General features: G+C 64.8%; 25 protein-coding genes. 11 read left to right on the top strand and 14 right to left on the bottom strand.

All coding sequences use genetic code 11. The features are described from left to right. Positions 1-62 precede the first annotated feature (62 nt). The 3 genes from minC (at position 63) to minE (ending at position 2,170) form a co-directional block, all read left to right on the top strand. Positions 63-929 carry a septum site-determining protein MinC gene (gene minC / locus EJ074_RS06705; RefSeq protein WP_095808836.1) on the top strand — a complete coding sequence of 289 codons (867 nt, stop codon included), beginning with the start codon at positions 63-65 and terminating at the stop codon, positions 927-929. Between the two features lie 156 nt (positions 930-1,085). Beyond that, positions 1,086-1,901, top strand: a complete 816-nt coding sequence (gene minD, locus EJ074_RS06700) for a septum site-determining protein MinD (RefSeq protein WP_095808837.1) — start codon at positions 1,086-1,088, stop codon at positions 1,899-1,901. Then, positions 1,898-2,170 (top strand): cell division topological specificity factor MinE, encoded by a 273-nt coding sequence (gene minE / locus EJ074_RS06695; RefSeq protein ID WP_095808838.1) that lies wholly within the window; start codon positions 1,898-1,900, stop codon positions 2,168-2,170. Before minD ends, minE begins: the two co-directional genes overlap by 4 nt. A gap of 345 nt (positions 2,171-2,515) precedes the next feature. On the opposite strand, the gene EJ074_RS06685 is transcribed toward minE, so the two are convergent. The 5 genes from EJ074_RS06685 to EJ074_RS06660 form a co-directional block, all read right to left on the bottom strand. Continuing rightward, positions 2,516-4,294, bottom strand: a complete 1,779-nt coding sequence (locus EJ074_RS06685) for an ABC transporter ATP-binding protein (protein WP_095808839.1) — start codon at positions 4,292-4,294, stop codon at positions 2,516-2,518. Next, entirely contained in the window at positions 4,291-5,313 is a 1,023-nt protein-coding gene (locus tag EJ074_RS06680) for a glycosyltransferase (RefSeq protein WP_095808840.1), read from the bottom strand. The genes EJ074_RS06685 and EJ074_RS06680 overlap by 4 nt, the downstream gene beginning before the upstream one ends. A gap of 328 nt (positions 5,314-5,641) precedes the next feature. Further along, on the bottom strand, positions 5,642-6,757 hold the full coding sequence (locus EJ074_RS06670) for a glycosyltransferase (RefSeq protein ID WP_095808841.1): 1,116 nt from the start codon (positions 6,755-6,757) through the stop codon (positions 5,642-5,644). Next, positions 6,757-7,905, bottom strand: a complete 1,149-nt coding sequence (locus EJ074_RS06665; protein WP_095808842.1) for an acyltransferase — start codon at positions 7,903-7,905, stop codon at positions 6,757-6,759. The genes EJ074_RS06670 and EJ074_RS06665 overlap by 1 nt, the downstream gene beginning before the upstream one ends. Continuing rightward, positions 7,905-8,138, bottom strand: a complete 234-nt coding sequence (locus EJ074_RS06660; protein ID WP_095808843.1) for a hypothetical protein — start codon at positions 8,136-8,138, stop codon at positions 7,905-7,907. The genes EJ074_RS06665 and EJ074_RS06660 overlap by 1 nt, the downstream gene beginning before the upstream one ends. Positions 8,139-8,745: 607 nt before the next feature. Here EJ074_RS06660 and EJ074_RS06655 point away from each other — a divergent pair. After that, a complete protein-coding gene (locus tag EJ074_RS06655) occupies positions 8,746-9,225 on the top strand; it encodes a hypothetical protein (protein WP_129552854.1) in 480 nt (159 codons plus the stop codon). A 589-nt stretch (positions 9,226-9,814) separates the two neighbouring features. Next, positions 9,815-10,267, top strand: coding sequence for a hypothetical protein (locus EJ074_RS06650; RefSeq protein WP_095808847.1), 453 nt, complete (start codon positions 9,815-9,817; stop codon positions 10,265-10,267). Between the two features lie 276 nt (positions 10,268-10,543). Here EJ074_RS06650 and EJ074_RS06645 read toward each other — a convergent pair whose 3' ends face one another. Both EJ074_RS06645 and EJ074_RS06640 read right to left on the bottom strand, forming a co-directional pair. Then, positions 10,544-11,188: a response regulator transcription factor gene (locus tag EJ074_RS06645; RefSeq protein ID WP_095808848.1), complete on the bottom strand. Its 645-nt coding sequence runs from the start codon at positions 11,186-11,188 to the stop codon at positions 10,544-10,546. Beyond that, positions 11,185-12,585 carry a sensor histidine kinase gene (locus tag EJ074_RS06640; RefSeq protein ID WP_095808849.1) on the bottom strand — a complete coding sequence of 467 codons (1,401 nt, stop codon included), beginning with the start codon at positions 12,583-12,585 and terminating at the stop codon, positions 11,185-11,187. Before EJ074_RS06640 ends, EJ074_RS06645 begins: the two co-directional genes overlap by 4 nt. A gap of 237 nt (positions 12,586-12,822) precedes the next feature. Between EJ074_RS06640 and EJ074_RS06635 the strand changes: the two genes are divergently transcribed. Beyond that, positions 12,823-13,107, top strand: coding sequence for a hypothetical protein (locus tag EJ074_RS06635; RefSeq protein WP_095808850.1), 285 nt, complete (start codon positions 12,823-12,825; stop codon positions 13,105-13,107). Between the two features lie 355 nt (positions 13,108-13,462). Here the strand turns inward: EJ074_RS06635 and ade are convergent, their stop codons facing one another. Both ade and EJ074_RS06625 read right to left on the bottom strand, forming a co-directional pair. Continuing rightward, a complete protein-coding gene (ade, locus tag EJ074_RS06630; RefSeq protein ID WP_095808851.1) occupies positions 13,463-15,172 on the bottom strand; it encodes an adenine deaminase in 1,710 nt (569 codons plus the stop codon). A 132-nt stretch (positions 15,173-15,304) separates the two neighbouring features. Then, positions 15,305-16,177, bottom strand: coding sequence for a LysR substrate-binding domain-containing protein (locus EJ074_RS06625; protein WP_129552853.1), 873 nt, complete (start codon positions 16,175-16,177; stop codon positions 15,305-15,307). 70 nt (positions 16,178-16,247) lie between these two features. On the opposite strand from EJ074_RS06625, the gene EJ074_RS06620 reads away from it, so the two are divergent. Beyond that, positions 16,248-17,267, top strand: coding sequence for a permease (locus EJ074_RS06620; protein WP_095808853.1), 1,020 nt, complete (start codon positions 16,248-16,250; stop codon positions 17,265-17,267). A gap of 62 nt (positions 17,268-17,329) precedes the next feature. Here EJ074_RS06620 and EJ074_RS06615 read toward each other — a convergent pair whose 3' ends face one another. Both EJ074_RS06615 and EJ074_RS06610 read right to left on the bottom strand, forming a co-directional pair. Next, entirely contained in the window at positions 17,330-17,710 is a 381-nt protein-coding gene (locus EJ074_RS06615) for a YkvA family protein (protein WP_095808854.1), read from the bottom strand. Between the two features lie 90 nt (positions 17,711-17,800). Beyond that, positions 17,801-18,334: a DUF6428 family protein gene (locus EJ074_RS06610; protein WP_095808947.1), complete on the bottom strand. Its 534-nt coding sequence runs from the start codon at positions 18,332-18,334 to the stop codon at positions 17,801-17,803. A gap of 44 nt (positions 18,335-18,378) precedes the next feature. On the opposite strand from EJ074_RS06610, the gene EJ074_RS06605 reads away from it, so the two are divergent. Genes EJ074_RS06605 through arsC form a run of 3 tightly spaced genes read left to right on the top strand, consistent with a single transcriptional unit; the run spans position 18,379 to position 19,882 of the window. After that, positions 18,379-18,729, top strand: coding sequence for a metalloregulator ArsR/SmtB family transcription factor (locus EJ074_RS06605; protein WP_095808855.1), 351 nt, complete (start codon positions 18,379-18,381; stop codon positions 18,727-18,729). Between the two features lie 41 nt (positions 18,730-18,770). Then, positions 18,771-19,475: an MIP/aquaporin family protein gene (locus EJ074_RS06600; protein WP_095808948.1), complete on the top strand. Its 705-nt coding sequence runs from the start codon at positions 18,771-18,773 to the stop codon at positions 19,473-19,475. Next, complete coding sequence (arsC, locus tag EJ074_RS06595) at positions 19,472-19,882, top strand: arsenate reductase (glutaredoxin) (RefSeq protein ID WP_095808856.1); 411 nt, start codon at positions 19,472-19,474, stop codon at positions 19,880-19,882. Before EJ074_RS06600 ends, arsC begins: the two co-directional genes overlap by 4 nt. Positions 19,883-19,944: 62 nt before the next feature. Here the strand turns inward: arsC and EJ074_RS06590 are convergent, their stop codons facing one another. After that, on the bottom strand, positions 19,945-20,127 hold the full coding sequence (locus EJ074_RS06590; protein WP_245420625.1) for a hypothetical protein: 183 nt from the start codon (positions 20,125-20,127) through the stop codon (positions 19,945-19,947). Between the two features lie 259 nt (positions 20,128-20,386). Between EJ074_RS06590 and EJ074_RS06585 the strand changes: the two genes are divergently transcribed. Next, the gene (locus EJ074_RS06585; protein WP_095770090.1) at positions 20,387-20,536 is read left to right on the top strand and encodes a hypothetical protein; all 150 of its coding nucleotides are present in this window, start codon (positions 20,387-20,389) and stop codon (positions 20,534-20,536) included. A gap of 271 nt (positions 20,537-20,807) precedes the next feature. On the opposite strand, the gene EJ074_RS06580 is transcribed toward EJ074_RS06585, so the two are convergent. Continuing rightward, positions 20,808-21,143, bottom strand: a complete 336-nt coding sequence (locus EJ074_RS06580) for a low affinity iron permease family protein (protein WP_095808857.1) — start codon at positions 21,141-21,143, stop codon at positions 20,808-20,810. Then, complete coding sequence (locus EJ074_RS06575; RefSeq protein WP_129552852.1) at positions 21,143-21,487, bottom strand: hypothetical protein; 345 nt, start codon at positions 21,485-21,487, stop codon at positions 21,143-21,145. Before EJ074_RS06575 ends, EJ074_RS06580 begins: the two co-directional genes overlap by 1 nt. Positions 21,488-21,658 lie beyond the last annotated feature (171 nt).

Here is a 21,658-nt window from a genome sequence, read left to right as displayed (position 1 = left end):
TTAACCATTTGTTAACCATTGCGCCGGCACCCTTTAACCATTGAGTAAGGATTCGTCTGGCCGTGACCTTCGCCGCCCCTTTGCACAACAAATCCATCCGCTTCCGCGCCCGCTCGTTCGTCGCCTTCACGTTGACGCCGGAGGCGCCGATCGACGAGTGGCTGCAGGGGCTCGATCACTGGATCGCCAACTCGCCGGGCTATTTCGCCGGCCGCCCGGTGGTGCTTGATCTGAACCTGCTAAAACCGGGGCCGGAGGAAATCGCCGCCCTTGTCGGCGTGCTCGGCTCGCGCGGCATCCGCGTCTATGCCATCGAGCTCGAAGGTGCCGAGCTCGGCCCCGAATTGCCGCCGCTGCTCGCCGGCGCCAAGGAGGCGACCGCCGAGGGGCTGCTCGGCCGGGCGGCGCGCAAGGCGAAAGCGGAAGAGATCACGGTCGAGACCGCCACCGTCGAGGAGGTGGCCGCCCAGGTGAGGGCGCCGCAGGAGGAACTGGTCGACGCCGAACTGGCCAGGCTTGAAGCGGTCAGTGCCGAACCCGCAAGGCCCGAACCGGCGATGCCGGGGCAGGGCGCCGAGCCGGTGCGGCACGAGCCTGCCGCCGGCACGCTGATGATCAAGGCGCCGATCCGCTCCGGACAGTCGGTCTTCCACCCGCATGGCGACGTCATCGTGCTGGGCTCGGTCGCCTCCGGCTCCGAAATCGTCGCCGGCGGCTCGATCCATGTCTATGGCACGCTGCGCGGACGGGCCATCGCCGGCTCGGAAGGCAACGTCTCGGCGCGCATCTTCTGTCGCAAGAACGAGGCCGAACTGCTCGCCGTCGACGGCTGGTACACCACAGCCGAGGAGATGGAAGGCGTCTCGCGCGGCAAGGCGGTGCAGGCCTTCCTCGACAACGATGCGCTGTGCGTGGTGCCGCTCGGCTGACGCGCAATCTTCAGACCGGTTTCGCGTGGCAAAGTGTGCATGTCGCCCAAAAGTATGCAGCGGTTTTGGGTGAACGACATGCACCAAACAAGAATTACGGGTCCCGCCGTGCCCGGCACGGCCAGTAAATAAAAATCGCCAATGGAGGCTGGATATATGGGCAAGGTAGTCGTGGTCACTTCGGGCAAGGGGGGCGTCGGAAAGACGACCTCGACGGCCGCGCTCGGCGCAGCCGTGGCCAAGACCGGCAAGAAGGTGGCTCTGGTCGATTTCGACGTCGGCCTGCGCAATCTCGACCTCATCATGGGTGCCGAGCGCCGCGTGGTATTCGACCTCGTCAACGTCATCCAGGGCACTGCAAAACTGTCGCAGGCGCTGATCCGCGACAAGCGGCTGGAGACGCTCTACCTGCTGCCGGCCTCGCAGACTCGCGACAAGGACGCGCTGACGGAAGAGGGCGTCGCCGAGGTCATCGCTCGCCTGCGCTCGGTCTTCGACTATGTCTTCTGCGACAGCCCGGCCGGCATCGAGCGCGGCGCCCAGCTTGCGATGCGCTTCGCCGACGAGGCGGTCATCGTCACCAACCCGGAAGTGAGCTCGGTGCGCGACTCCGACCGCATCATCGGGCTGCTCGACGCCCGCACCATGAAGGCCGAGCAGGGCGAACTGGTCAAGAAGCACGTGCTGGTCACCCGCTTCGACGCGGCCCGCGCCTCGCGCGGCGAGATGCTGTCGATCGACGACGTATTGGAGATCCTGTCGACGCCGCTGCTCGGCATCATCCCGGAAAGCCAGGATGTGCTGAGGGCCTCCAACCTCGGCGCGCCGGTCACGCTGTCGGAACCGCTCAACGGCGCCGCAAAGGCCTATATCGAAGCGGCACGGCGGCTGGAAGGCGAGGACCTGCCGGTGGTCGTCCCCTTCGAGCGCAAGGGTTTCCTCGAAAGGCTTCTCGGAAGGAGGGCGGCATGAGCATCCTCGACCTCTTCAAGCGGCGCACCAGCGCTCCCGTCGCGCGCGAGCGGCTGCAGCTGCTTCTCGCCTACGAGCGCCAGAGCCGCGGCCAGCCCGACCTCGTCTCCGTCCTGCGCGAGGAGATCATGGCCGTCATCGCCAAGCATGTGCAGATCGACCAGGACTATCTCCAGGTCTCGATGGAGCGCGGCGCGACCATGTCGACGCTGGAAATCGACATCCAGATCCCCAACAAAAGCGCCGTGCCCCTGGCGATGGCTGGGTGAAGCTGCCGATCTCCCCCCTTGTGGGGGAGATGCCCGGCAGGGCAGAGGGGGGCGCTGTCCCGCCAGCGTTGCCGTATTTTCTCGATACCCCTCGCGAGGATTCTTAGTTGAAGTCCATCTGGACCCGATCGAGGTAGCGCTCTACGGCGCCCCCCTCTGTCCTGCCGGACATCTCCCCCACAAGGGGGGAGATCAGATGTCGTCGCCGCTTTCGCCAATCGCCAACGTTGCAGGAATGGCACGGCGCTGAGGCTGCCAATCTCCCCCCTTGCGGGGGAGATGCCCGGCAGGGCAGAGGGGGGTGTTTCGCGCCAACCTTGGCCACTTCCCTTGCAAAGAAAGCCATCACTCCGGCCGATACAACTCGTCCATGCTGAGCGCCGCCATCTCGGCGAAGGGCGCCTGCTTCTTCACCCTGCCATGCTCCAGGATCACCAGGTCGTCGCAGAACGAGATGGTCGAGTGGTGGTGGCTGATGACGATGGTGGTGCGGCGGCCGGCGCGTGATTTCAGCGTCTCGACGATCGCCGCTTCCGACAGCCCGTCGACGGCATTGGTGGCCTCGTCGAGGATCAATATGTCGGGGTCGCGCAGCAGCGCCCGCGCCAGCGCGATGCGCTGTCGCTGCCCGGCCGACAGGTTGACGCCGCGATAGCCAACGACGGTCTGGTAGCCCTGCGGCAGGGTTTCGATGAAGCCGTGCGCCTCGGCGAGTTCCGCCGCGCGGCGCGCCTCTTCCGCGCTGGCGCTGTCCTTGCCGTAGGTGATGTTGTCGAGGATCGTGCCGTCGACCAGTTCCAGCTCCTGGCTGGCCAAGGCGATGTGGCGGCGCCAGTCGGTAGGATCGATCTCGCAAAGCGGGGCGCCGTCGACGAGGATCTGGCCCGCGTCCGGCTCGACGAAGCGGCAGAGCAGGTTGACGATCGTCGTCTTGCCGGCGCCGGAGCGGCCGATCAGCGCCGTCGAGCGGCCGCTTCTGATATCGAAGCTCGCCGCATGCAGCACCGCGGCGCGCTGCTCCTCATTGGCATAGCTGAAGCTCACGCCCTCGAAGGCGATTCTTTCGCTCAGGCCTGCGAACGGTCGGCTGCCCTCCGGCGGCGCCGGCTTGCCATGCGGATCGAGCAGCCAGCTCACCTCCTCCAGCGAGCCGGAAAGCCCCTGCAACTGGCTCCACGTCATCTGCAGCGCCCTGACATGCGGCTGCAGCCGGTAGAGCAGGATGAGGAAGGCCGCGACCAGCGGAAAGCTCAGGCCAGCCAGCCAGGCGCCGATCACCACCGCCAGGAACAGCATGGCGTGCAGCACCTCCGTCAGCGGCGCCAGCGCGCCCTGGCGGCTGGAGAGCAGGAAGGCCGCCCGGCGCACGCCGTCGGAGGCCTTCTCGAACGCCGCCTTCTCGCGCGCTTCCTGGCCGAAGATGCGGATCAGCCGGCCGGCATGCACCAGATGCAGCATCTGCGAGGCCAAAGCGCTGTTGCGCGCCGAAACGCTGCGGCTCGGCGCCCTCAGATGCGCCGAAAGCGCCATATGCGCCGCCTGCACCAGCGCGAGCCCGAGCATCACCAGCAGCGTCATCTGCCAAGACAAGAGCAGCAGGAAGCCGAGCAGGATCAGCGCCGCCGAGGCGCTGACGATCGCGCCGAGCATCCCCTGGATGGCGTCCGACGCGCGCCAGGATTCGTTGGCGATGATGTTGAGCAGCCGCCCAGGGCTCTGCCTGAGGAAGAACGGATATCCGACGCTGAGCAGGCGCTCGGCCAGCGCGCCGCGGATCGACTGGCTGGCCTTGCCGTAGATATGAGCGGTCAGCACCGAATTGGCGAAGGCGAGCAGGTTCTTCAAGAGGATCGAGCCGAGGATCGCGGCCGAGATGGCGATCAGCCGCTCGCGCTCGCCGAGCCCGGCGCCGACCTTCTGCAGCAGGGCTGAAAGCCCGGCCATGCCGGTCGCCTCGCCATGCCCCATGATGATGCCGAGCAGCGGGATGATCAGCCCGATGCCGAAACCTTCGAGCGCCGCGCTCGCCAAGCCGAGCACGACGACGGCGGGCAGCAGGGCGAGCTGACGGCGGCCGAGGGCGCGTCGGAGCATCGACAGGGTCGGGGTGTTGCGTCCGGTCATCGCGCGCCGGCCTCGGCCTCGGTATCGGCGGCCGTCGGGTTCGGGCGCTGTTGCCGTCGCGGCCGTCCGGCAAGCACCAGAAGAGCGAACTTCGCCGCGCCCGCCAGATTCATCAGCACGATCGGCCAGTGCGACAGCCTGAGCTCCGGGTCGAAGCGCGGGCCGCCCATGATTTCGCGCAGCGCCGCCCGCGCCGCCCAGTAGAAATGGCGCAGCAGCCATGGCGCCCGCCAGAGATGCTTCAGGCACAGCGCGCCGTTGCCGAAATGATAGTCGCGGTGCAGCCGGTCGATCGCCTTGCGGTCGCGCCGTCCATGGTGGTGGAAGATCGTCATGTCGGGCACGTATTCGACCGGCATGCCGGCAAGCATCGCCCGCACAAGATAATCCGTGTCCTCGGCCGAGCGCAGCGCCCCGCCGGCGCCGAAGCGCTCGTCGAAGGGACCGATGCTGGCGGCGACCTCGCGGTGCATGGTCATGTTGCAGCCGAGCACGAAACCGCCCGGATGGACGGCGGGCGTCAGCCGCTCGCGCTTGTCGCAGCGCTTGATGGTGAAGGGCAGGTCGGCGGCGTCGCCGAGCTGGACGCGGCCGCCGCGGATCAGCCATTTCTCGCCGCTCGCATAATGCCTTTCCAGGTCGACGAGATAGTTGCGGTCGAGCCGGCAGTCGTCGTCGACGAAGACCAGCACGCGCCCGCGGGCGCGGGCCAGCCCGGCATTGCGCGCCGCCGCCAGCCCCGGGCGGGTCTCGAACATCGCGGTCAGCGGGATGTCGCCGATCGCTGCGATTCGCGAAAGATATTGGGCCGTGCCGTCGCGCGAGCCGTTGTCGACCACCACCAGCTCGGCAGCGAAGCCTGGATGCGCCCGGCAGGCGGCGCGGATCGAGTCGATGCAGGCCTCCAGCACGCCGACGCGGTCGCGCGTGCAGACGATGAAGGAGACCTGGGGCCGCTGCTTCGGCGGGGCGGCTGCAGGCGCGCGGGCGCGCGACAGCGGATGGTGCGCGGCGTTCATGTCGAGAGCTCCGCGCCGAAGCTGCCGATCTCCCCCCTCGTGGGGGAGATGGCCGGCAGGCCAGAGGGGGGCGCGAAGGAACGCCAGCCCTCGGGATTGGCGTGTTCCAAATCACGATTGTCGTGCGACCAAAATTTGACAGGTCGGCGGGACAGCACCCCCCTCTGTCCTGCCGGACATCTCCCCCTCAAGTGGGGAGATTGGCTGTCGCGCCGGCTTTCGCCAATCGCCGGCATCGGTAAGTAGGCGCACCCGCAAAAGCTGCCGATCTCCCCCCTTGAGGGGGAGATGCCCGGCAGGGCAGAGGGGGGTGCCTCGCGCATCACCCTCATGCCGCCTCTACCTTATAGGGCGCGAGCACGGAGGCCGCCGGCCTGGCCTTGGCGCAATAAGCCAGCCAATCCGCCTGCTTGCCGACCCACATCGAGGCCTGGCTGAGCCAGGGCGCCCAGGCGCCGGGGCTGAGCGCGTATTTCTCGCGGCGGCGGATGGCGTTCCATTTCGCGGTCCGCGTCAAAAGTTCATGGGTCAGCGCCGGCCGGCCCTCGTCGTTGACGAGTTGGTAGAGGAAATAGAACAGGTTCAGCGCGCCCGCCTCGAAGCTTGGCCGCGACGCATCGGGCAGGGCAGCGATCCGCTGTTCCAGCGTCCGGATGAAATCCGCCGCCCGGCGCACGGTGTCGAAGGAGACCTCGCCTCCGATGGCGCGCAGGTCGCGGGCGTCCTCGGCAAGACCTTCGCGCTCCAGATTCTCGGCGACGATCCTGAGGTGGGTGCGCCGCATCTCGCGCAGGTGCCGGCTGGTCACGCTGCCGGTGTGAACGCGGTAGACCAGCAGGCTCTCCGCCATCATCGCCGTCGGGTAACGGTCGGCGAGCCGCCGGAAGAGGTCGAAATCCTCGGCGTGGCGGTAGCTGCCGTCGTAACGGAGGTCGGCCTCTGCGATGACCTTGCGGCTGTAAACCACGGTCGGATGGATGAAGATCGTGAAGAACTTCGACAGAACCGGGAGACCGAATCGGAACACCGGATCGAGCCGGCCGCGGGCGATGCGGCCGTGCTGCAGAATGTCGACGACCGCGCCGCAGAAGCCGAGTTCGGGCCGCGCCGCAAACAGCGTCGCCTGGCGCGACAGGCGCCAGGGATAGGCGAAGTCGTCGGCATCCATGCGCGCGACCAGTTCGCCGCGCGCGACCGCCAGCCCTTCGTTCAGCGTGGCGACGAGGCCCCGGTTCTCGCGGGAGATGATGGAGACGCGGCCATCGGCCTTGCGGCAGCGCTCGAGGATCTCCAGCGATCTGTCGGTCGATCCGTCATCGATGGCGATGACCTCGAGCCGCCCGTAATCCTGCCGCAGGATCGACTGGATCGCGGCGGCGATGTAAGGCTCGGCATTGTAGACCGGCAGCAGCACGGAGATCAGGGGCAGCGCGGCGCTCGCCATCAGCGTCTCGCCTCCGTTCGCTGCAGGTCGAGCGCGCTGCCGCCAGCCGTGCCAATCCATTTGCTTTCGTGCCCGCCGCGCGTGCTCGGCCGCGCCACATAGGGGAAATAGCGCTTGAGGCTGTTGAGCGGCCTCTCGGCGAGAAACCAGGAGAGCGAGGCGGCTACCAGCGTGGCGGTGCCCGCGACCAGCAACCGGCCCGGTCCCTGTTCCGAAACATTGAGCGGGATCCACGGCTGCGCCTTGACGGCGTATGCCAGGAGGATCGGGTGATAGAGGTAAATGCCGTAGCTGATGCGGCCGACAAACAGCAGCGGCCGCCGTTCGGCCAGCCAGCCGAGCGTGCCGCGCAGGCCGTGCGAGCACATCGCCACGATCGCCATCATCGGCACCAGCGGCAGCACCTGGACCAGCAGCCAGCGCGGCCATTCCCATGCCGAGCTCGCCGGCCCCGGATCGGACCAGACCACGGCGAGGAACGCTGCCGCGAAGGCCGGCCAGCCGCGCCGCATCCATCGCGGCACGTCGGCGCCCCGGGCGCGGCGCACGGCAAGCAGGCCGCCACAGGCGAGCGCGTCCATCGAGGCCGGCGGCAACAGGTCGCGCGCGAGTGCCGGAACGGCGGTGATCGGCCAGTAGAAGCGGTAGGCAAGCGAGAAGGCTATGGCCCCGATGGTGATCGCCTCGATGCGTTTGCGCGGCGCCAGCAGCATGATCACCGGCCAAGCGACATAGAACTGTTCCTCGATGCTGAGGCTCCAGAGATGGCAGAGCACCCATGGCGTCCAGTCGTTGCGCAGCGCGTACCAGAAGTTCGAGAGGTAGAGCGCATGCCAGGTCAGCGAGGATCTTGACTGCTCGAGATCGGTGAACCAGACGAGCCCCAGCACCGCGAAATAGGGCGGGAATATCCGGATCGCGCGCCTGACATAGAACGAGCGCAGCGCCGGTCCGGCTTCGAATGCGGCCGCGTCGCGCGCCTCCAGCAAGAGGCGCGTGATCAGGAAGCCGGAGAGCACGAAAAACAACCGCACGCCGAGATGGCCGAGGAAGGAGGTGCCGCCGGGTGCAAGGAAATGGGCATAGAGCACCAGCGACACGGCCACGGCCCGCAACGCGTCCAACTGGGTATCGCGCCTTTCGCCCATCACACGCTCGCCTCGCCGATCCCAGGCTCGAAATCGGTGCCGCTCAGCGGAAGCCCCAAGCTGGTCAACTCCTCCACCGCATATTCGCAATTGCTAAAGGATTGGAACGAGAAATGCTGCGCCGCAACACAAAATGTTTGCCGCGTTGAAATAGAACTGTGAAGCATGGCCAGAAAAAGAACCGGATATCGCCATTGTTTCGCCTCTTTCGGCGGAAGCGCATCAATCCTCAAGCAAATGTGAGAGGGGAGAGCCCCGATCTTGCAAATAGGTGCATGCACGAGGCGCCGTCGGAAGCCTGCACAACTTTGCCGGGCAGGTCGGTAACAATCGGCAATTCTTCTTGTCGCTCTGGATTTATCGCGAGAATCTCACAGAGCTGAATTTCAAGCTGTTGTGCGATGCGGCAGAGCCGCGGGGTTTGCCACGGACGCCGCGACTCAAGCTGAGCGACGCTTGCCGGCCGCCATTGCAGGGGGCATGGCCGTCGCCTTCGGTGCGGCCCTCACCACAGGCAGGTTGTGCCGCCTGGTTGACGCCCAAAAAGCGCTTGCGGTTCTCGCCAGGGCGACTTTCATCGAAACAGGGACTTGAAGCGCGTTGCCTGATCCGTTTCAGTGCTGCGCGCGCTGGAAGGGGCGGACGCGCGATCGCGACAGACCACATCCGATGGTTGAATTAGGACTAAGGTCTGATACCGATCCAAATTTAGTCTGATCAAACAAGACAAGGGTCGTGGGCCACTTCCCCGCGACGCGTCAATTGGGGATGCTTATGTCGCGGCAGTGCCAGTGGGGTAGTTCGGCCGAGGGGCCGGAAGGCTGGCATGGGGAGAATGGGATGCGCATACCGCGCATGGGCTGCAGATTCGTTCTGCGCGCGCTGGCCGCGCTTGCGTTCGCTATTGCCCCATTTCATCTCTCCCTCGACGGCCCCGCGGTGACCAAGGCCTATGCCGACAAAGGCGGCAATGGCAATGGCAATGGCGGCGGCAACGGAAACGGTAACGGCGGCGGAAACAACGGGAACGGAAACGGCAACGGCGGATCCAACGGAAACAGCAACAACGGCAACGGCAACACCAGCGGCAACAGCAGCGCCAAAAGCACGAGCAGCAGCACCGCCGATGTCGAAGATCATGTGACCGCCGCGACCGGCGACAAGGTCGAGGTCAGCGCCAACAGCATCGAGGTCACGCATCGAAACGGAATGAAGGAGACGATCGAGAACGGCCGCTTCAGGATGGAGGACAAGTTCGGACGCACCATCGTCGAGCGCAGGGCCACCGTGGCGGATCTCGATCGCCTGAAGAGTTTGTGAGAGCGAGGTTCTATCTGGATTTAGATCTTAAGGGACCAAAAGCCAGCGCTGCAAAATCAGGTTGCCACCTTTTGCTTCGTCTCTTTGGTCCTGATCGTCTTACGACAGAACTCCCGCTGCTCACCTTGCCCCCGCCTTTTGGCGGGGGTACTTTTTTGGGCCCTTGAATGATGATCGGGGGCGGACCTTGGCGCAGGCCCCAACCGGGGAGAAATCCATCTGCGCAATCAAAGTGCTACGGCGTTTTCTTCGCGTCCGAGTGGATGCGTGCGCCGTTACCGTGCCGCGGTTCATTGCTGCGACCGCGCAGTTCTCGCACTGTCAGTGATAATGAATTGCCGGCTGATTTCAAGCGGTTTGGCTAACGCGGCGTTAAGCCGGGCGCCTGCCGGTGCCAAGCTGCGCAGCTGCGACATAGGTCCCCAAACGGTGGCCAAAAAGGTCCGACCCCCTATGGCAAGGGTCGTGGGCCGCTTTCGTAACCTTACCAAAGCGTGAATCCTTTCCGGGTCGAGACCCCGGTTGCGCCTTGGCCGGGCTGGGAGCGGAACTCCGGCACGGCCGAGGCGGATCGGCATGAGAAGGACAGATGCGCCAACCGGCATTCACTCGGCTTGCCTGGTCAACGCTGCTTGCCGCAGCGGCGCTGGCGCTTGCCGTCGCGCCGGTCCTGCCTGACGGCGCGACCAAGCTCGTCGTGGCGACGGCCTTTGCCGGCAACAATGGCAATGGCGGCGGCAACGGCGGCGGCAATGGCAACGGCAACGGCGGAAACAATGGCAACGGAGGCAGCAACGCCAATGCCGGCCCCGGCAACAACAGCGGCAAGGGCAACACCAATCCTGGCGGCAAGGCGAGCCACGTCAACGCCGCGACAGGCGACGTGGTCGAGATTGTCGGCAACAAAATAACGGTCATCCACCGCAACGGCATGAAGGAGGAGGTCGACAACGGCCGCTTTGAGATGACCGACGCGCTCGGCCGCACAATCGTCGAGCGCAAGGCAACACAGCAGGATCTGAAACGTCTGCTGAACTTGTGAAGATCGAAGAGAAGTTACCCCCTTTTCCCGGTCTTCACTTGTCACCCCCGTCTCCGGAGGCGGGGGTGATTGTTTTGGGGAGAGGGAATAGTGAAGGGAGTGGTGAATGGTTAATAGTGAATAGTGAATAGTGAATAGTGAATAGTGAAAGATTTTAGGGGTGAGGCCTTTGGCTATGAGCTAGATCATTCACTACTCACTACTCACTACTCACTACTCACTACTCACTACTCACTACTCACTACTCACTATTCACCATTCACCATTCACCATTCCCTAATTCCTCTCCTTCGCCTCATGCATCAGCAGCGCCGCTTCCGTGCGGTTGCGCACGTTGAGCTTGGCCAGCACCCTGGTCATGTGGTGCTTGACCGTCTTTTCCTGCAGCGACAGCCGCGACGCGACCTCCTTGTTGCTGAGGCCTTCCGCCACCAGCCTCAGGATCTCGGCCTCGCGGCCGGTGAGCTGGCTGAGCGGGTCCGGCTTGCGGCCGGAGGGCTGCAACAGGTCCGAAAGGAGCCGCGCCGACAGCGTCGGCGAGACGTAGCTCTGGCCGTTGGCGACGTCGCGCAGGATCTCGGCCAGCGATTTGGAGCCGACGCCCTTCAGCACATAGCCGCGCGCGCCGGCCTTCAGCGCCTGGGCGACGTCGCCATTGGTCTCCGACACCGTCAGCATGACGATCTTCTGCTCGGGCATCGCCGCAAGGATGCTGGCCAGCGCATTGAGACCGCCGCCCGGCATGCTGATGTCGAGCAGCAATATGTCGGGCGTGCTGCCGCGCGCCAGCTTTTCGGCGTCCTCGGCGCTGGCGCCTTCGCCCACAAGTTCGAAGCCGCCGATCTCGCCGAGGCTGCGCGCCACGCCCTCGCGAAACAGCGGATGATCGTCGACAATGGCAATACGGATCGGTGCGGTCACGGCTGCTCCTCGACAGACAATGTGATTACGAGTCTCGTTCCCCCCGAGCCCGACAGCGTTTCGAACTGCCCGCCGATGCTCTCGATGCGTTCCCTGAGACCCGCGAGTCCCAGGCCCTCGCTCCGGCCTGGATCGAAACCAGGACCGGTGTCCATCACCTCGACCACCAGCTTGCCGCCCTTTGTGGTGGCTCGCACCTGCTGACCCTTGCCCTTGCCGTGGCGATAGGCGTTGTTCAGCCCTTCCTGCACGAAGCGATAGATGCTGATCTTCTCCGAGGTTCCGAGTTCGGGCAAGCGCTCGGGCAGGGTTAGCAACACTTTGGTGTCGGTGCGCCGCTCATGCTCGGCCACCGCCAGCCGCAATATGTCGGTCACCGCCTGGGCCTCGATCTGCGGCAGCACCAGCCCGTTGCAGATGCCGCGTATCTCGCGCATCGCCTCGCCGAGCGTCTTGTGGATGCCGGCGATCTCGGCCTCGCGCTGCGGTTTCGGCGTGGCCGGATCGACCAGCACCGGGCTGTCCATCCTGAGCGCGGCGAGCGCCACCAGCTGCGCCGGGCCGTCATGCAGGTCGGCGCCGATCCGCCTCAGATAGCGCTCGTTGAGGGCGGTGGCGCGGCGCGAGGCGCGCTGCACGCGCTGGCGCAGCGAAGAATTCTGCGCCAGTGCCGACTGCAGCTCGGCAACCTTGGCCTCCAGGGCCGTCCGCTGCGTGGCGATGGTGCGGCTGCCGCGGAAGACGATGCCGGACAGCAGCGCCAGCGCCGTCAGGGTGGCGGCGGCCACCACCAGCCACGTCCACCACAGCGCGGAGTTCAGCGTTTCCTGGAAATCGTCGGCGACTTCGTAGAATTCCGACACCGCCACCACTTCGCCCGACCACGGCTCGCGCACCGGATTGTAGATCTCGAACAGCGGCGCCTTCACCGCCTTCTCCTCGGTCGCCTCGGGGTCGTCTCTGAGGTCGTTGTATTCGGCCACGACATTGCCGGCGAAAGCGGAGACGAGATTGGGGTTGGGCGGGAAGGTCCTGCCGATCAGCGCCGAGTCGTCGGAGTAGAGCACCAAGCCGTCGCGCCGCCACAGCTTGAACGAGACCAGCCTCTTTCCCAGCGCGCCCTGGCCGAGCGTCTCGTCCAGCGCGCGCTTGACGGTGTCATCCAGTTCCCGGCTCTTGCGCAGGTCCGGCAGCAGCGGCGCGATCACGCTGTCGACGTAAAGGGCCGTGGTCGTGGCGGAGTTGTGCATGACGCCTGCGCGGATCTGCGCGGTCACCCACAGGCCGACCACGAGCATCACCGCCAGGAGCCCGATGCCGCCTACGATGAGGAACTGAACCGCCAATGACAGCCGGCTCAACTGATCGAAGAGTTTCCTCAAATCCACCCCAGGCATCCACGCCGTCAGATTCTTCCGCGGCGCGGAGAGTATAGGGCCATTGCGGCGATTGCGACACAGACCTTGGTCCGGTCGCTGGCGGACGGTTAACGGCGCTCGCCAATCCGCCGTTGCGCCGGGCTGGTCTGCTCGCCGGCGCAAGGGCGGTTCTGCCAGGGGGATGCTCTACGGAACCGACCCGTCGCTTGCCTGTTATGCGATGGAAGGGACGCTTCCCGCATAGGAGCGATATTGATGAAACGTCTTCTAGTTGCCACGGCGCTGCTGGCCCTGTCCGGCGGTCTTGCATTTGCCCAATCGAGCGGAACCTCGTCGAGCGGATCCACCTCGACCACCACGACGATGCCAACCACCCAGGACACGGACACGACCACAACCAACTCGACGAACTCCGCCAAGGACTGTGCGCCGGGCCAGGAGACCGGCAGCGCGAAGCAGGCCGCCCCTGGCCAGCAGGACGACACAACCGCGAAACAGGCCGCCCCCGGCCAGGTGAAGAAGACGACCGAAGGCTGCTAGGCCAGACAGCTTCGTCGAAGCCGTGGGCGAGCGCCGCCATGCTTCGCTCGCCCGCAAGCGCCAGGCAGCCTCAAGCGCTTAGCATCGATGGAACATTAGCAGATTCTAAGGGTTGACGTTTCTGCGAGGGTGAACAGGAAGCGTTTCCGCGCACACCCTCACAGATCCGGTAGAGGCCGGCCACGCCTAGGCGCGGGTCTCCGGCCGGCCATCAGTGGAGAGCACCATGAACAACATCATCTGGATTGTCGGCGCCATCGTCATCGTCATCGCCATCCTGAGTTTTCTGGGCCTGCGGTAAGGCAGCGCCGGCCCCTGAAACACGAGCGGGGGGTGGCTGAGACCTGACGCCGTCTCACGCCACGAAACCGAACCTGTCGACATCGAACAGGCCCATGTCGGTGAGCTTGAGATGCGGGATCACCGGCAGCGCCAGGAACGCCACCTGCAGGAAGGGCTCTGGGATGGTGCAGCCGATCTTCTGAGTGGCCTCGCGCAATTCGTGCATCGCCTGCGTCACCGTCTCGAAGGGCTTCAGGCTCATCAGCCCTGCCAGCGGCAGCGCGAGTTGCGCCGTGACGCGGCCGCCGTCGGCCACCGCCATGCCGCCGCCCATCTCGATCAGCCGGTTGACCGCAACCGCCATGTCGGCGTCGGAGGCGCCGACCACGGTGATGTTGTGGCAGTCATGGCCGATCGAGGAGGCGATGGCGCCGCGCTTCAATCCGATGCCTTTGACGAAGCCTTTACCGATATTGCCGTTCCTGCCGTGACGCTCGACCACCGCCGCCTTGAGGATGTCGGCCCCGATGTCCGGCTGCAGGGAGTTTTCGGCGATGGGCAGGGCGGCGTCCTCGCGGAAGCTGATGAGAAGTCCGGGCTTGATGACGATCACCGGCGTCTGGTTGCGGCCGCTCGTTGCCTCGATGCGGAAGGCCTCCGGCGTCACCGGCCTGGCCTTCACCGATGACAGGCCGACCGGGTTGACGGCTTTTCGCGTCTTGAACAATTCCGGCGTCACCAGCCGCCCCGCCGCGATCACGTCGCTCACCCGGCAGTCCTCCAGATGCTCGAGCAGCGCGATGTCGGCGCGCCAGCCGGGCGCCACCAGGCCGCGGTCGGCGAGCCCGAAGATGCGCGCCGCCGAATGGCTGGCGGCGCGGTAGACATGATGCACCGGGCAGCCCGTGGCGATGAGGCGGCGGATCGAGGAATCGAGGTGGCCTTCCTCCGCGATGTCGAGCGGGTTGCGGTCGTCGGTGCACAGCGCCACGAAGCTAGAGGTGTCGGCGTCGAGGATCTCGGCCAGCGCCTCGAGGTCCTTCGAGGCCGAGCCCTCTCGGATCAGGATGGCCATGCCCTTGGCAAGCTTCTCGCGCGCCTCGGCGGCGGTGGTGGTCTCGTGGTCGGTGCGGATACGGGCGGCGAGATAGCCGTTGAGCCGTTGGCCCCTGAGCAAAGGCGCGTGGCCATCGATATGGCCGTCGGCGAAGGCGTCCAGCTTGGCGATCATGCCGGCGTCGCCGGCCAGCACGCCCGGAAAATTCATCACCTCGGCCAGGCCGACCACCTTGGCATGGGTGCGGAAGGGCAGGAGGTCCTCCGCTTCCAGCCTGGCGCCCGAGGTCTCGAATGCGGTCGACGGCACGCAGGACGACAGGTTGACCCGCACATCCATGATGGTCTGCTCGGCGCAGTCGAGGAAATAGCGGATGCCTTCCGCACCCAGCACATTGGCGATCTCGTGCGGATCGCAAAGCACGGTGGTGACGCCGTGCGGCAGCACGCAGCGGTCGAACTCGAGTGGGCTGACCAGTGAGGATTCGATGTGGAGATGCGTGTCGATGAAGCCCGGCACCGCGAAGCGGCCGCGGCCGTCGATCACCCGCTCCGCCTCGTAGCGCGCATGGGTGCCGACGATGCGGTCGGCGACGATGGCGATGTCGGTTTCGGTCACCGCGCCGCTGACGATGTCGAGCAGCCGCACGTCGCGGATCACCACATCGGCGGGAACCTCTCCGGCGCCGGCGCGGATCATGCGGATCAAAAGCTCTCTCGAATCCATCGGGGCTCCCGTCTGAAAGAGCGTTCACGCTCGCTCCAAGTAAGGAGACGGTCAAGGGGCAGGCCGGAAGCAGCCATTTACTGCACGAGGGACACAGCCGTGCATCTGCAGGCAGTGTTCGCTGCTTACACGTCACTTTCCCTGAAACGTTCGTGAGATGATCGCCGACAGTTTTTCGGCTAGCCGCCGAGGCCGCTTCGGTGAGCCGGTGAGCGCCAGATGCGTTTCACCCAACTGCGGCAGCTTCGCGCTCGCCAACGCCCTGATGTGATCTGTCAGCGTGCTTTCCGGCAATACGCCGATAGCGACGCCGGCGGCGATTGCCGCTCGAACACCTGAAATGCTCTGGCTGGTGCAAACGACCTGATACTCCAGTCCGGATTTCCGAAGCAGGTCGAGACAGCGTTCCCTCCACCAGCAAGTCTTATCGAACAGCGCCACCGGCAGAGGCCGACGGTTCTCCACATTGTGGAAGGCGGAGCCGGTCCACACGGCGCGTTCGCTATGAACAATGACGTCGTTTTTGGAGACGCGCTCGGGCGAGTGCAGGGCGAGATCCAGTTCGCCGGCAGCCAGTGCACGTGGGAATTCCATGCTTGAACTGCAGCGCACGAAAATGCGAGCTGTGGGCTCCGCTTCGGTGAAGGTGGCCAGGATAGACGGAAGAATCGTGTCGCCATATTCCTCGGGAATGCCAAGGCGGATCTCTTGCTCGTCTGGCGCTTCGCGCAGATCGGTTGCCACCTGATTCAGCATTTCGACAACGTCGCGGGCGACGGGTAGCAGCCGCTCGCCGGCGGCAGTCATCGCAACTCCCCGGCCATGCCTTTCGAACACCCGCTGTCCGAGGGCAGCCTCCAGCTTTTGCACCTGGAGGCTGACTGCGGACTGCGTTCGGTACAGCCGCGCCGCGGCGCCACTGAGGCTCCCCGCCTTGGCCACAGACAAGAACGTGCGCAGCAATTCGCTGTCCAGTTGGGTACGGTTGCTATCGCGTGCGCTCATAGCTGATATTTATGCTATTCGTTTCATTTATGGAAGCCGGACTGGTAGTTGTGGCACAAAAGGTGATGCCATGACGGTTGCGGTTCCGCCGCTTCAAAGAAAGCACCTCTTCTGGGCGACAGTCCCTATTCTGACTTCTGCTGTCGCTCTGATGTGGCCGCAAAAGGTCACTGCGACGCTGCATTTTGTCGTGCAGAGTTTCATGGACGTCGCATTGTTGATCGCCTTGGGGCTGGTCATCTCGGCGTGGGCCGCGGCTAGCGGAGCGGCGACAGTTACGGCACGATGGTTCAAGGGACGCCCTGTCGCGACGATCTTGATGGCGTCGGGAATTGGTAGCGTAATACCCGTGTGCGGCGTAACGGTGCTGCCGCTCACGACTGGCCTTCTTGCATCCGGCGTTCCGCTTGCACCCATCATGGCATTTTGGGTTTCCTCTCCAATTACAGGTCCCACCATGCTCGCCGTGACCTGGGCGCTGCTAGGCCCTGGGTTCGCCATTGGAAAGTTGGTTGCGGCTTTCGCGCTTGGAGTCTTTTCGGGCGCGATAACAGCTCTCCTTGCCCGTACGCAGATGGTGCAACATCCGCTACGGTCACAAAAAAGCATGAGTGGACTGTGTGACACCTGCACGCCGGCGGGCCTCTCTTTCAGGATTTGGCGAGACCGGGCGCGTATGCGTGCATTTGGAACAAATCTTGTCTCTACAACAAGAACTGTCGTTCTTTGTTTGACGTTTGCCTTTTCAGCTGAGTTTCTGCTGAGAGACTTTCTGCCGTCTGATGCTCTTGCCGCTTATGTCGGCGTAAACTCCAGCTATGCCATCCCGCTTGCGGTGCTGGTCGGCGCGCCGATGTATCTCGATGGCCTTGCCGCACTGCCTCTAGTCCAAGGTTTGCTTGATCTCGGCATGTCACCTGGTGCTGCAATGGCGCTCCTCGTTTCAGGCGGCGCGGTTAGCATCTGGGGTGTCATGGCTGTCGCACTGGTCCTCAGGCCGTCAACGATTGCGTTGTTCGTGGCGCTCGCGGTTTCCGGATCATTGGTCATCGGCTATGTCTTCCAAGCGCTCTGGACGCTCTTGTCTTGATTGTCGCCATCGGAGCGGGGGTGGGGTTCACAACTATCGGGCACGCGGAAGCGAGAGGGCACTCAAGCTGCCTTCGGCCAGAACAGCCAAAGCAGCGCCAGCGCCGCCAGCACCCAGACCGCAACCATGAAAGCCAGGCCGGCCTTGCTGACCGGCTTGTCGCGGCGCGCGGCCTGGTCGCGGAATTCCTGCATAAGGTCTCCCGGGACGAGCTTGACGGCGAGCATGATGCCGAGCGGCACGATCACTAGGTCGTCCAGATAGCCGATGACCGGGATGAAATCAGGAATGAGATCGACGGGGCTCAGCGCATAGGCCGCGACGGCGCCGGCGGTGGCCTTTGCATACCAGGGCACGCGCGGGTCGCGCGCGGCAATCCACAGCGCCACGACGTCGCGCTTGACCCCGCGCGCCCATCGCTTCGCTGTATCGAGAGCCGACATGTCGTCTATATACGGATGCGCAAGCCGTCAGGCCAACTGTCGCAGGACAATCCGTGGCCCGGGTGGCTCTGACATTCCGCCGGCAATCCGTCAGCTGCAGCAAGCCTCGCTCGCGGCCGAGCAACATGATCTGCTCGCCTTCTGTTCTTCCAGCCAGCGGTCGCGCGGCTTGCAGCTCGCCGGTCGCGGCGACAGTTCGACTTCGACGGCGTTCCCGACCAACATCGGCTGACCTGCCCGGTACAATTCCATCGGTCGGACACCGTCGCTGACTTCGAAGGTGAGCTTGGCGGACTGGTCGAGGGCGACGTGATCGGACACCTTACGGATGATCGCGGCGAACTTGCCGGCCTGCATGTGGACAGGCCCGCCTTCGTCCACGTCCCATAGCTGGACGAAGATTTCCGACCAGGACTCCGGGTTGGCGCCGCAATCCAGTGCCGAGAACTGTCCAGCCTTGACTTCGGTCACATGATAGCCAGGCTTCACTGGCCGGCCATCATAGTGGAACACCAGCGGGCTGTCCTTGACGTCCGCCAGCGCGTTCAGCAGATCGCCGATAGTCAGGTCGGAGGGATCCGCCGGAAGGGCAGGGGTGATTTTGCGGTTGTCAGGAGAGAGCATGTCGGCTATTTCCTCCATTTCAATATTTCAAGGATTATTGAAACGTGGATGAACGTCAAGCCCTGATCGCCTTTGGAGCGTTGGCGCAGGAGACGCGCCTGCGCCTTCTGCGACTGCTGGTGGTTGCCGGGCCGGATGGCATCGCGGCCGGTTCGCTCGCCGAACAGACCGAGGTTTCGCCCTCCAACGTCAGCTTCCATCTCAAGGAACTGGAGCGCGCCGGCCTGGTCACGCAGCGGCGCGACGCGCGCTCGATCATCTACAGCGCCGAATATGAAGCGATGTCCGGGTTGGTCCGGTTCCTGATGGAGGATTGCTGCTCGGGTCGTCCGGAAATCTGCGCGCCCGCGCTGGCTGCACCTTGCTGTCAGCCCGGCAAAGGGACCCGGCAATGATCATCGAGCCGATCGACGCGAACGATCCGGCCATAGGCAGCATGAAAACGACACCCTTCAATCTGCCGCGCCGATTTGTTGCCGAAGCTCTGGGCACAGGCTTGCTGGTCGCAACCGTGGTCGGTTCCGGGATCATGGCCGAGACGCTGACGCATGACGCGGCGTTGGCGCTGCTCGGCAATACGTTGGCCACCGGCGCCATGCTGGTGGTGTTGATCACCATCCTCGGCCCGATCTCGGGCGCGCATTTCAATCCGGCCGTCTCACTCGTGTTCTGCTTGAGCCGCACGCTGCCGGCCCGCGATCTGCCGGCCTATCTGGTCGCGCAACTCCTGGGCGGCATCGCCGGCACGATCGTCGCGCACCTCATGTTCGCCCTGCCGGTTCTGGAGATCGCGACCAAGCTGCGCGCCGGGCCGGCGCAATGGTTCTCCGAAATGGTGGCCGCATTCGGCCTCGTCGCGGTCATTCTCTCCGGAGCCCGGTTCGAGCAGCGAGCCGTGCCATGGCTGGTCGGGCTCTACATCACCGCCGCCTACTGGTTCACCGCCTCGACATCCTTCGCCAATCCGGCCGTGGCGTTGGCGCGTTCGCTGACCGACACCTTCTCCGGCATCCGGCCCATGGATCTCCCGGGCTTCATCGTCGCCGAGCTGCTTGGGGCCTTGATCGCGCTGGCGCTGATGGGCTGGCTGCTGCGGCCGGGGATCATTCCGCAATCCCAGCCACGGAAGGCACAGTCATGACGGTCACGATCTATCACAATCCCGCCTGCGGCACCTCGCGCAACACGCTCGCCATGATCCGCGCCAGCGGTGAGGATCCGGTGGTGATCGAATATCTGAAGACGCCGCCGAGCCGCGAGCGGCTGGTCGCGCTGCTCTCGGCGCTGGGCATGGCGCCGCGCGAGCTGCTGCGAGAGAAGGGGACGCCTTATGCCGAGCTTGGCCTCGCCGACCCCAAATGGAGCGACGACGAGCTGATCGATTTCATGCTCGCCCACCCCATCCTGATCAACCGGCCGATCGTCGAGACCCCAAAGGGCGCAAGGCTATGCCGGCCTTCGGAGGCGGTGCTGCCGCTCCTCGACAATCCGGTGCGCGAGTTCGTGAAGGAAGACGGCGAGAAGCTCCAGGAAAGGAAGTCGGTCTGAGGGGTGCCGCGCGAGAGATCAGGCTGAGCGGAACCGGCGCTGGGCGCTTTCCGCCCGGCTGCTCAGGCGCACTCCCTCAGTTCGACCACTTCGACGCCGAGGCGGAAGGCCTGTCCGTCGGCGTAGGAGCGCGCATATTGCTCGGCCTCGAACGGGAAAATCACCGTGGTGCCGTAAGCGGTGACGCGCACCGTCCACTTCTGGCCCTTGACGAGTTCAACCCCGTGAAGCTTCGCCGTCACCATCTCACCCTCCTCAGTCCCGGCATGCTCGCGACGTGAAAGATAACGTCGCAAATGTCATTTGAGTACAAATAATCCGACCGAATTGTGGTCGCTGGCGTCTCGATTCCGACATTCGGGCGCTTGCGTCCGTGAAATGGATCACTGTCGGGCGAGAGTTCTTGTGCCAGCGGCGGCCGATTGGGGTGGTGCCGACATGCTCGGAAGCGGAACCGGAGCAACGGCAAGGGGGTTGACGTCACTGATTGCAAAGGAGGTTGCCATGATCCGCAAGCTGAAGTCCGGCGAATACCGTCTCTATTCGCGCAAGGTCGATCCGAGGACCGGGAAACGCAGGAATCTCGGCACGTTCAAGTCGCGCGAAGCGGCCGAGAAGCATGAGCGCGAGGTGCAGTACTTCAAGCGCCACTAGTTTCCCGGCACGACGACCGCAATGGGGATTTCACCGGTCGTTTCGGTGAACCATCGCAAACGTTCGCAATTGGCCGAAGCCTTTCGCGCCGTCGTCATCCTGCGGGCGAAGCAAGGATCGAAGCGACGCGCACAGACCCCCTCTCGTGACTTCGACGCGCTGCTGCAGTGCAGAATTCTGCTCCGCTCAATCCCTCGGCAAAGGTCCCGACGGGGATCCCCGGGTCTTCGCTCCGCTGCGCGTCGCTACTCCAGACGATGTTGAAGAAGCTCTAGCCCGAGAGACCGGCAGCCTCGGAGGCCCTTTCCTTTTCGATTTCCTCGGGCTCCTTGCTGTCGATTTGCGCGATGTCGTTGCGCGCGTTGCCGGTCGCCCGGATCAACTCGTCGAGCTTGGCCTGCAAGGCCTGGGTGTCGCGGTGCTCGGCCCTTTGGATGAGCAGCGTCATCGCCCACGTCACCAGTGTGGCAATGCCGTGCCAGTCCAGCGTCTCCGGCTCGAACACCAGCCAGCCTAGCGTGAATGCGCCGAGGATCAGGAACGCCGAAGGCCTCGACGTCATCGTGCCGATCTCGGTCAGCGCTTCCCGGATACGATTCCTGGCCATCAGGCCGAACGGCGAGGCCGCGGGGCGGTTCCAGCATCTGGCCGATGCTGGTCGGAGGAATTCGCCGGCGGCAGTCTCCGCTGGCGGTATTTGCGCATCATCTTGACGCTCCTCGTGTCGACGGTGATCCGTCCGAGCACCTGGATCGTGGTGCGGCCGAGATCCTCGTCGACGTGAACCACTTCGCCTTCGAACTGCAGCTTGTCGCCTGGCTTGGCATTGGGCTCGACGATCGAATAGGTGTGGCAGTCGGTCGGAATGGCGACCGTCACGCGGTCCTCGACGCGCTCCGTCACCGTGGCGATCACCGCCACCCTGTCGCCAATCTCCACCGGCCGTGCCATCGGGCGTACGCTCCACGTCTCCGCGCCGCGAGGGGATAGGTCGGCGCCGTTCAATTAACGGCGAAGCCGCCGCTTGGTTGCGGCCTGTTGCCTGGGCGTGGCGCTGCGGGTCCGGTCCATGCGTCGGGCAGCGCCGCAGGGTTGGGCGGCAGGCTCTTGCGAGATCCTGCC

It is taken from the genome of Mesorhizobium sp. M3A.F.Ca.ET.080.04.2.1, assembly GCF_003952525.1.
Taxonomy (GTDB): Bacteria; Pseudomonadota; Alphaproteobacteria; order Rhizobiales; family Rhizobiaceae; genus Mesorhizobium.
The sequence above is the reverse complement of the archived record's forward strand: the minus strand, read 5'-3'. Positions and strand labels throughout refer to the sequence as shown.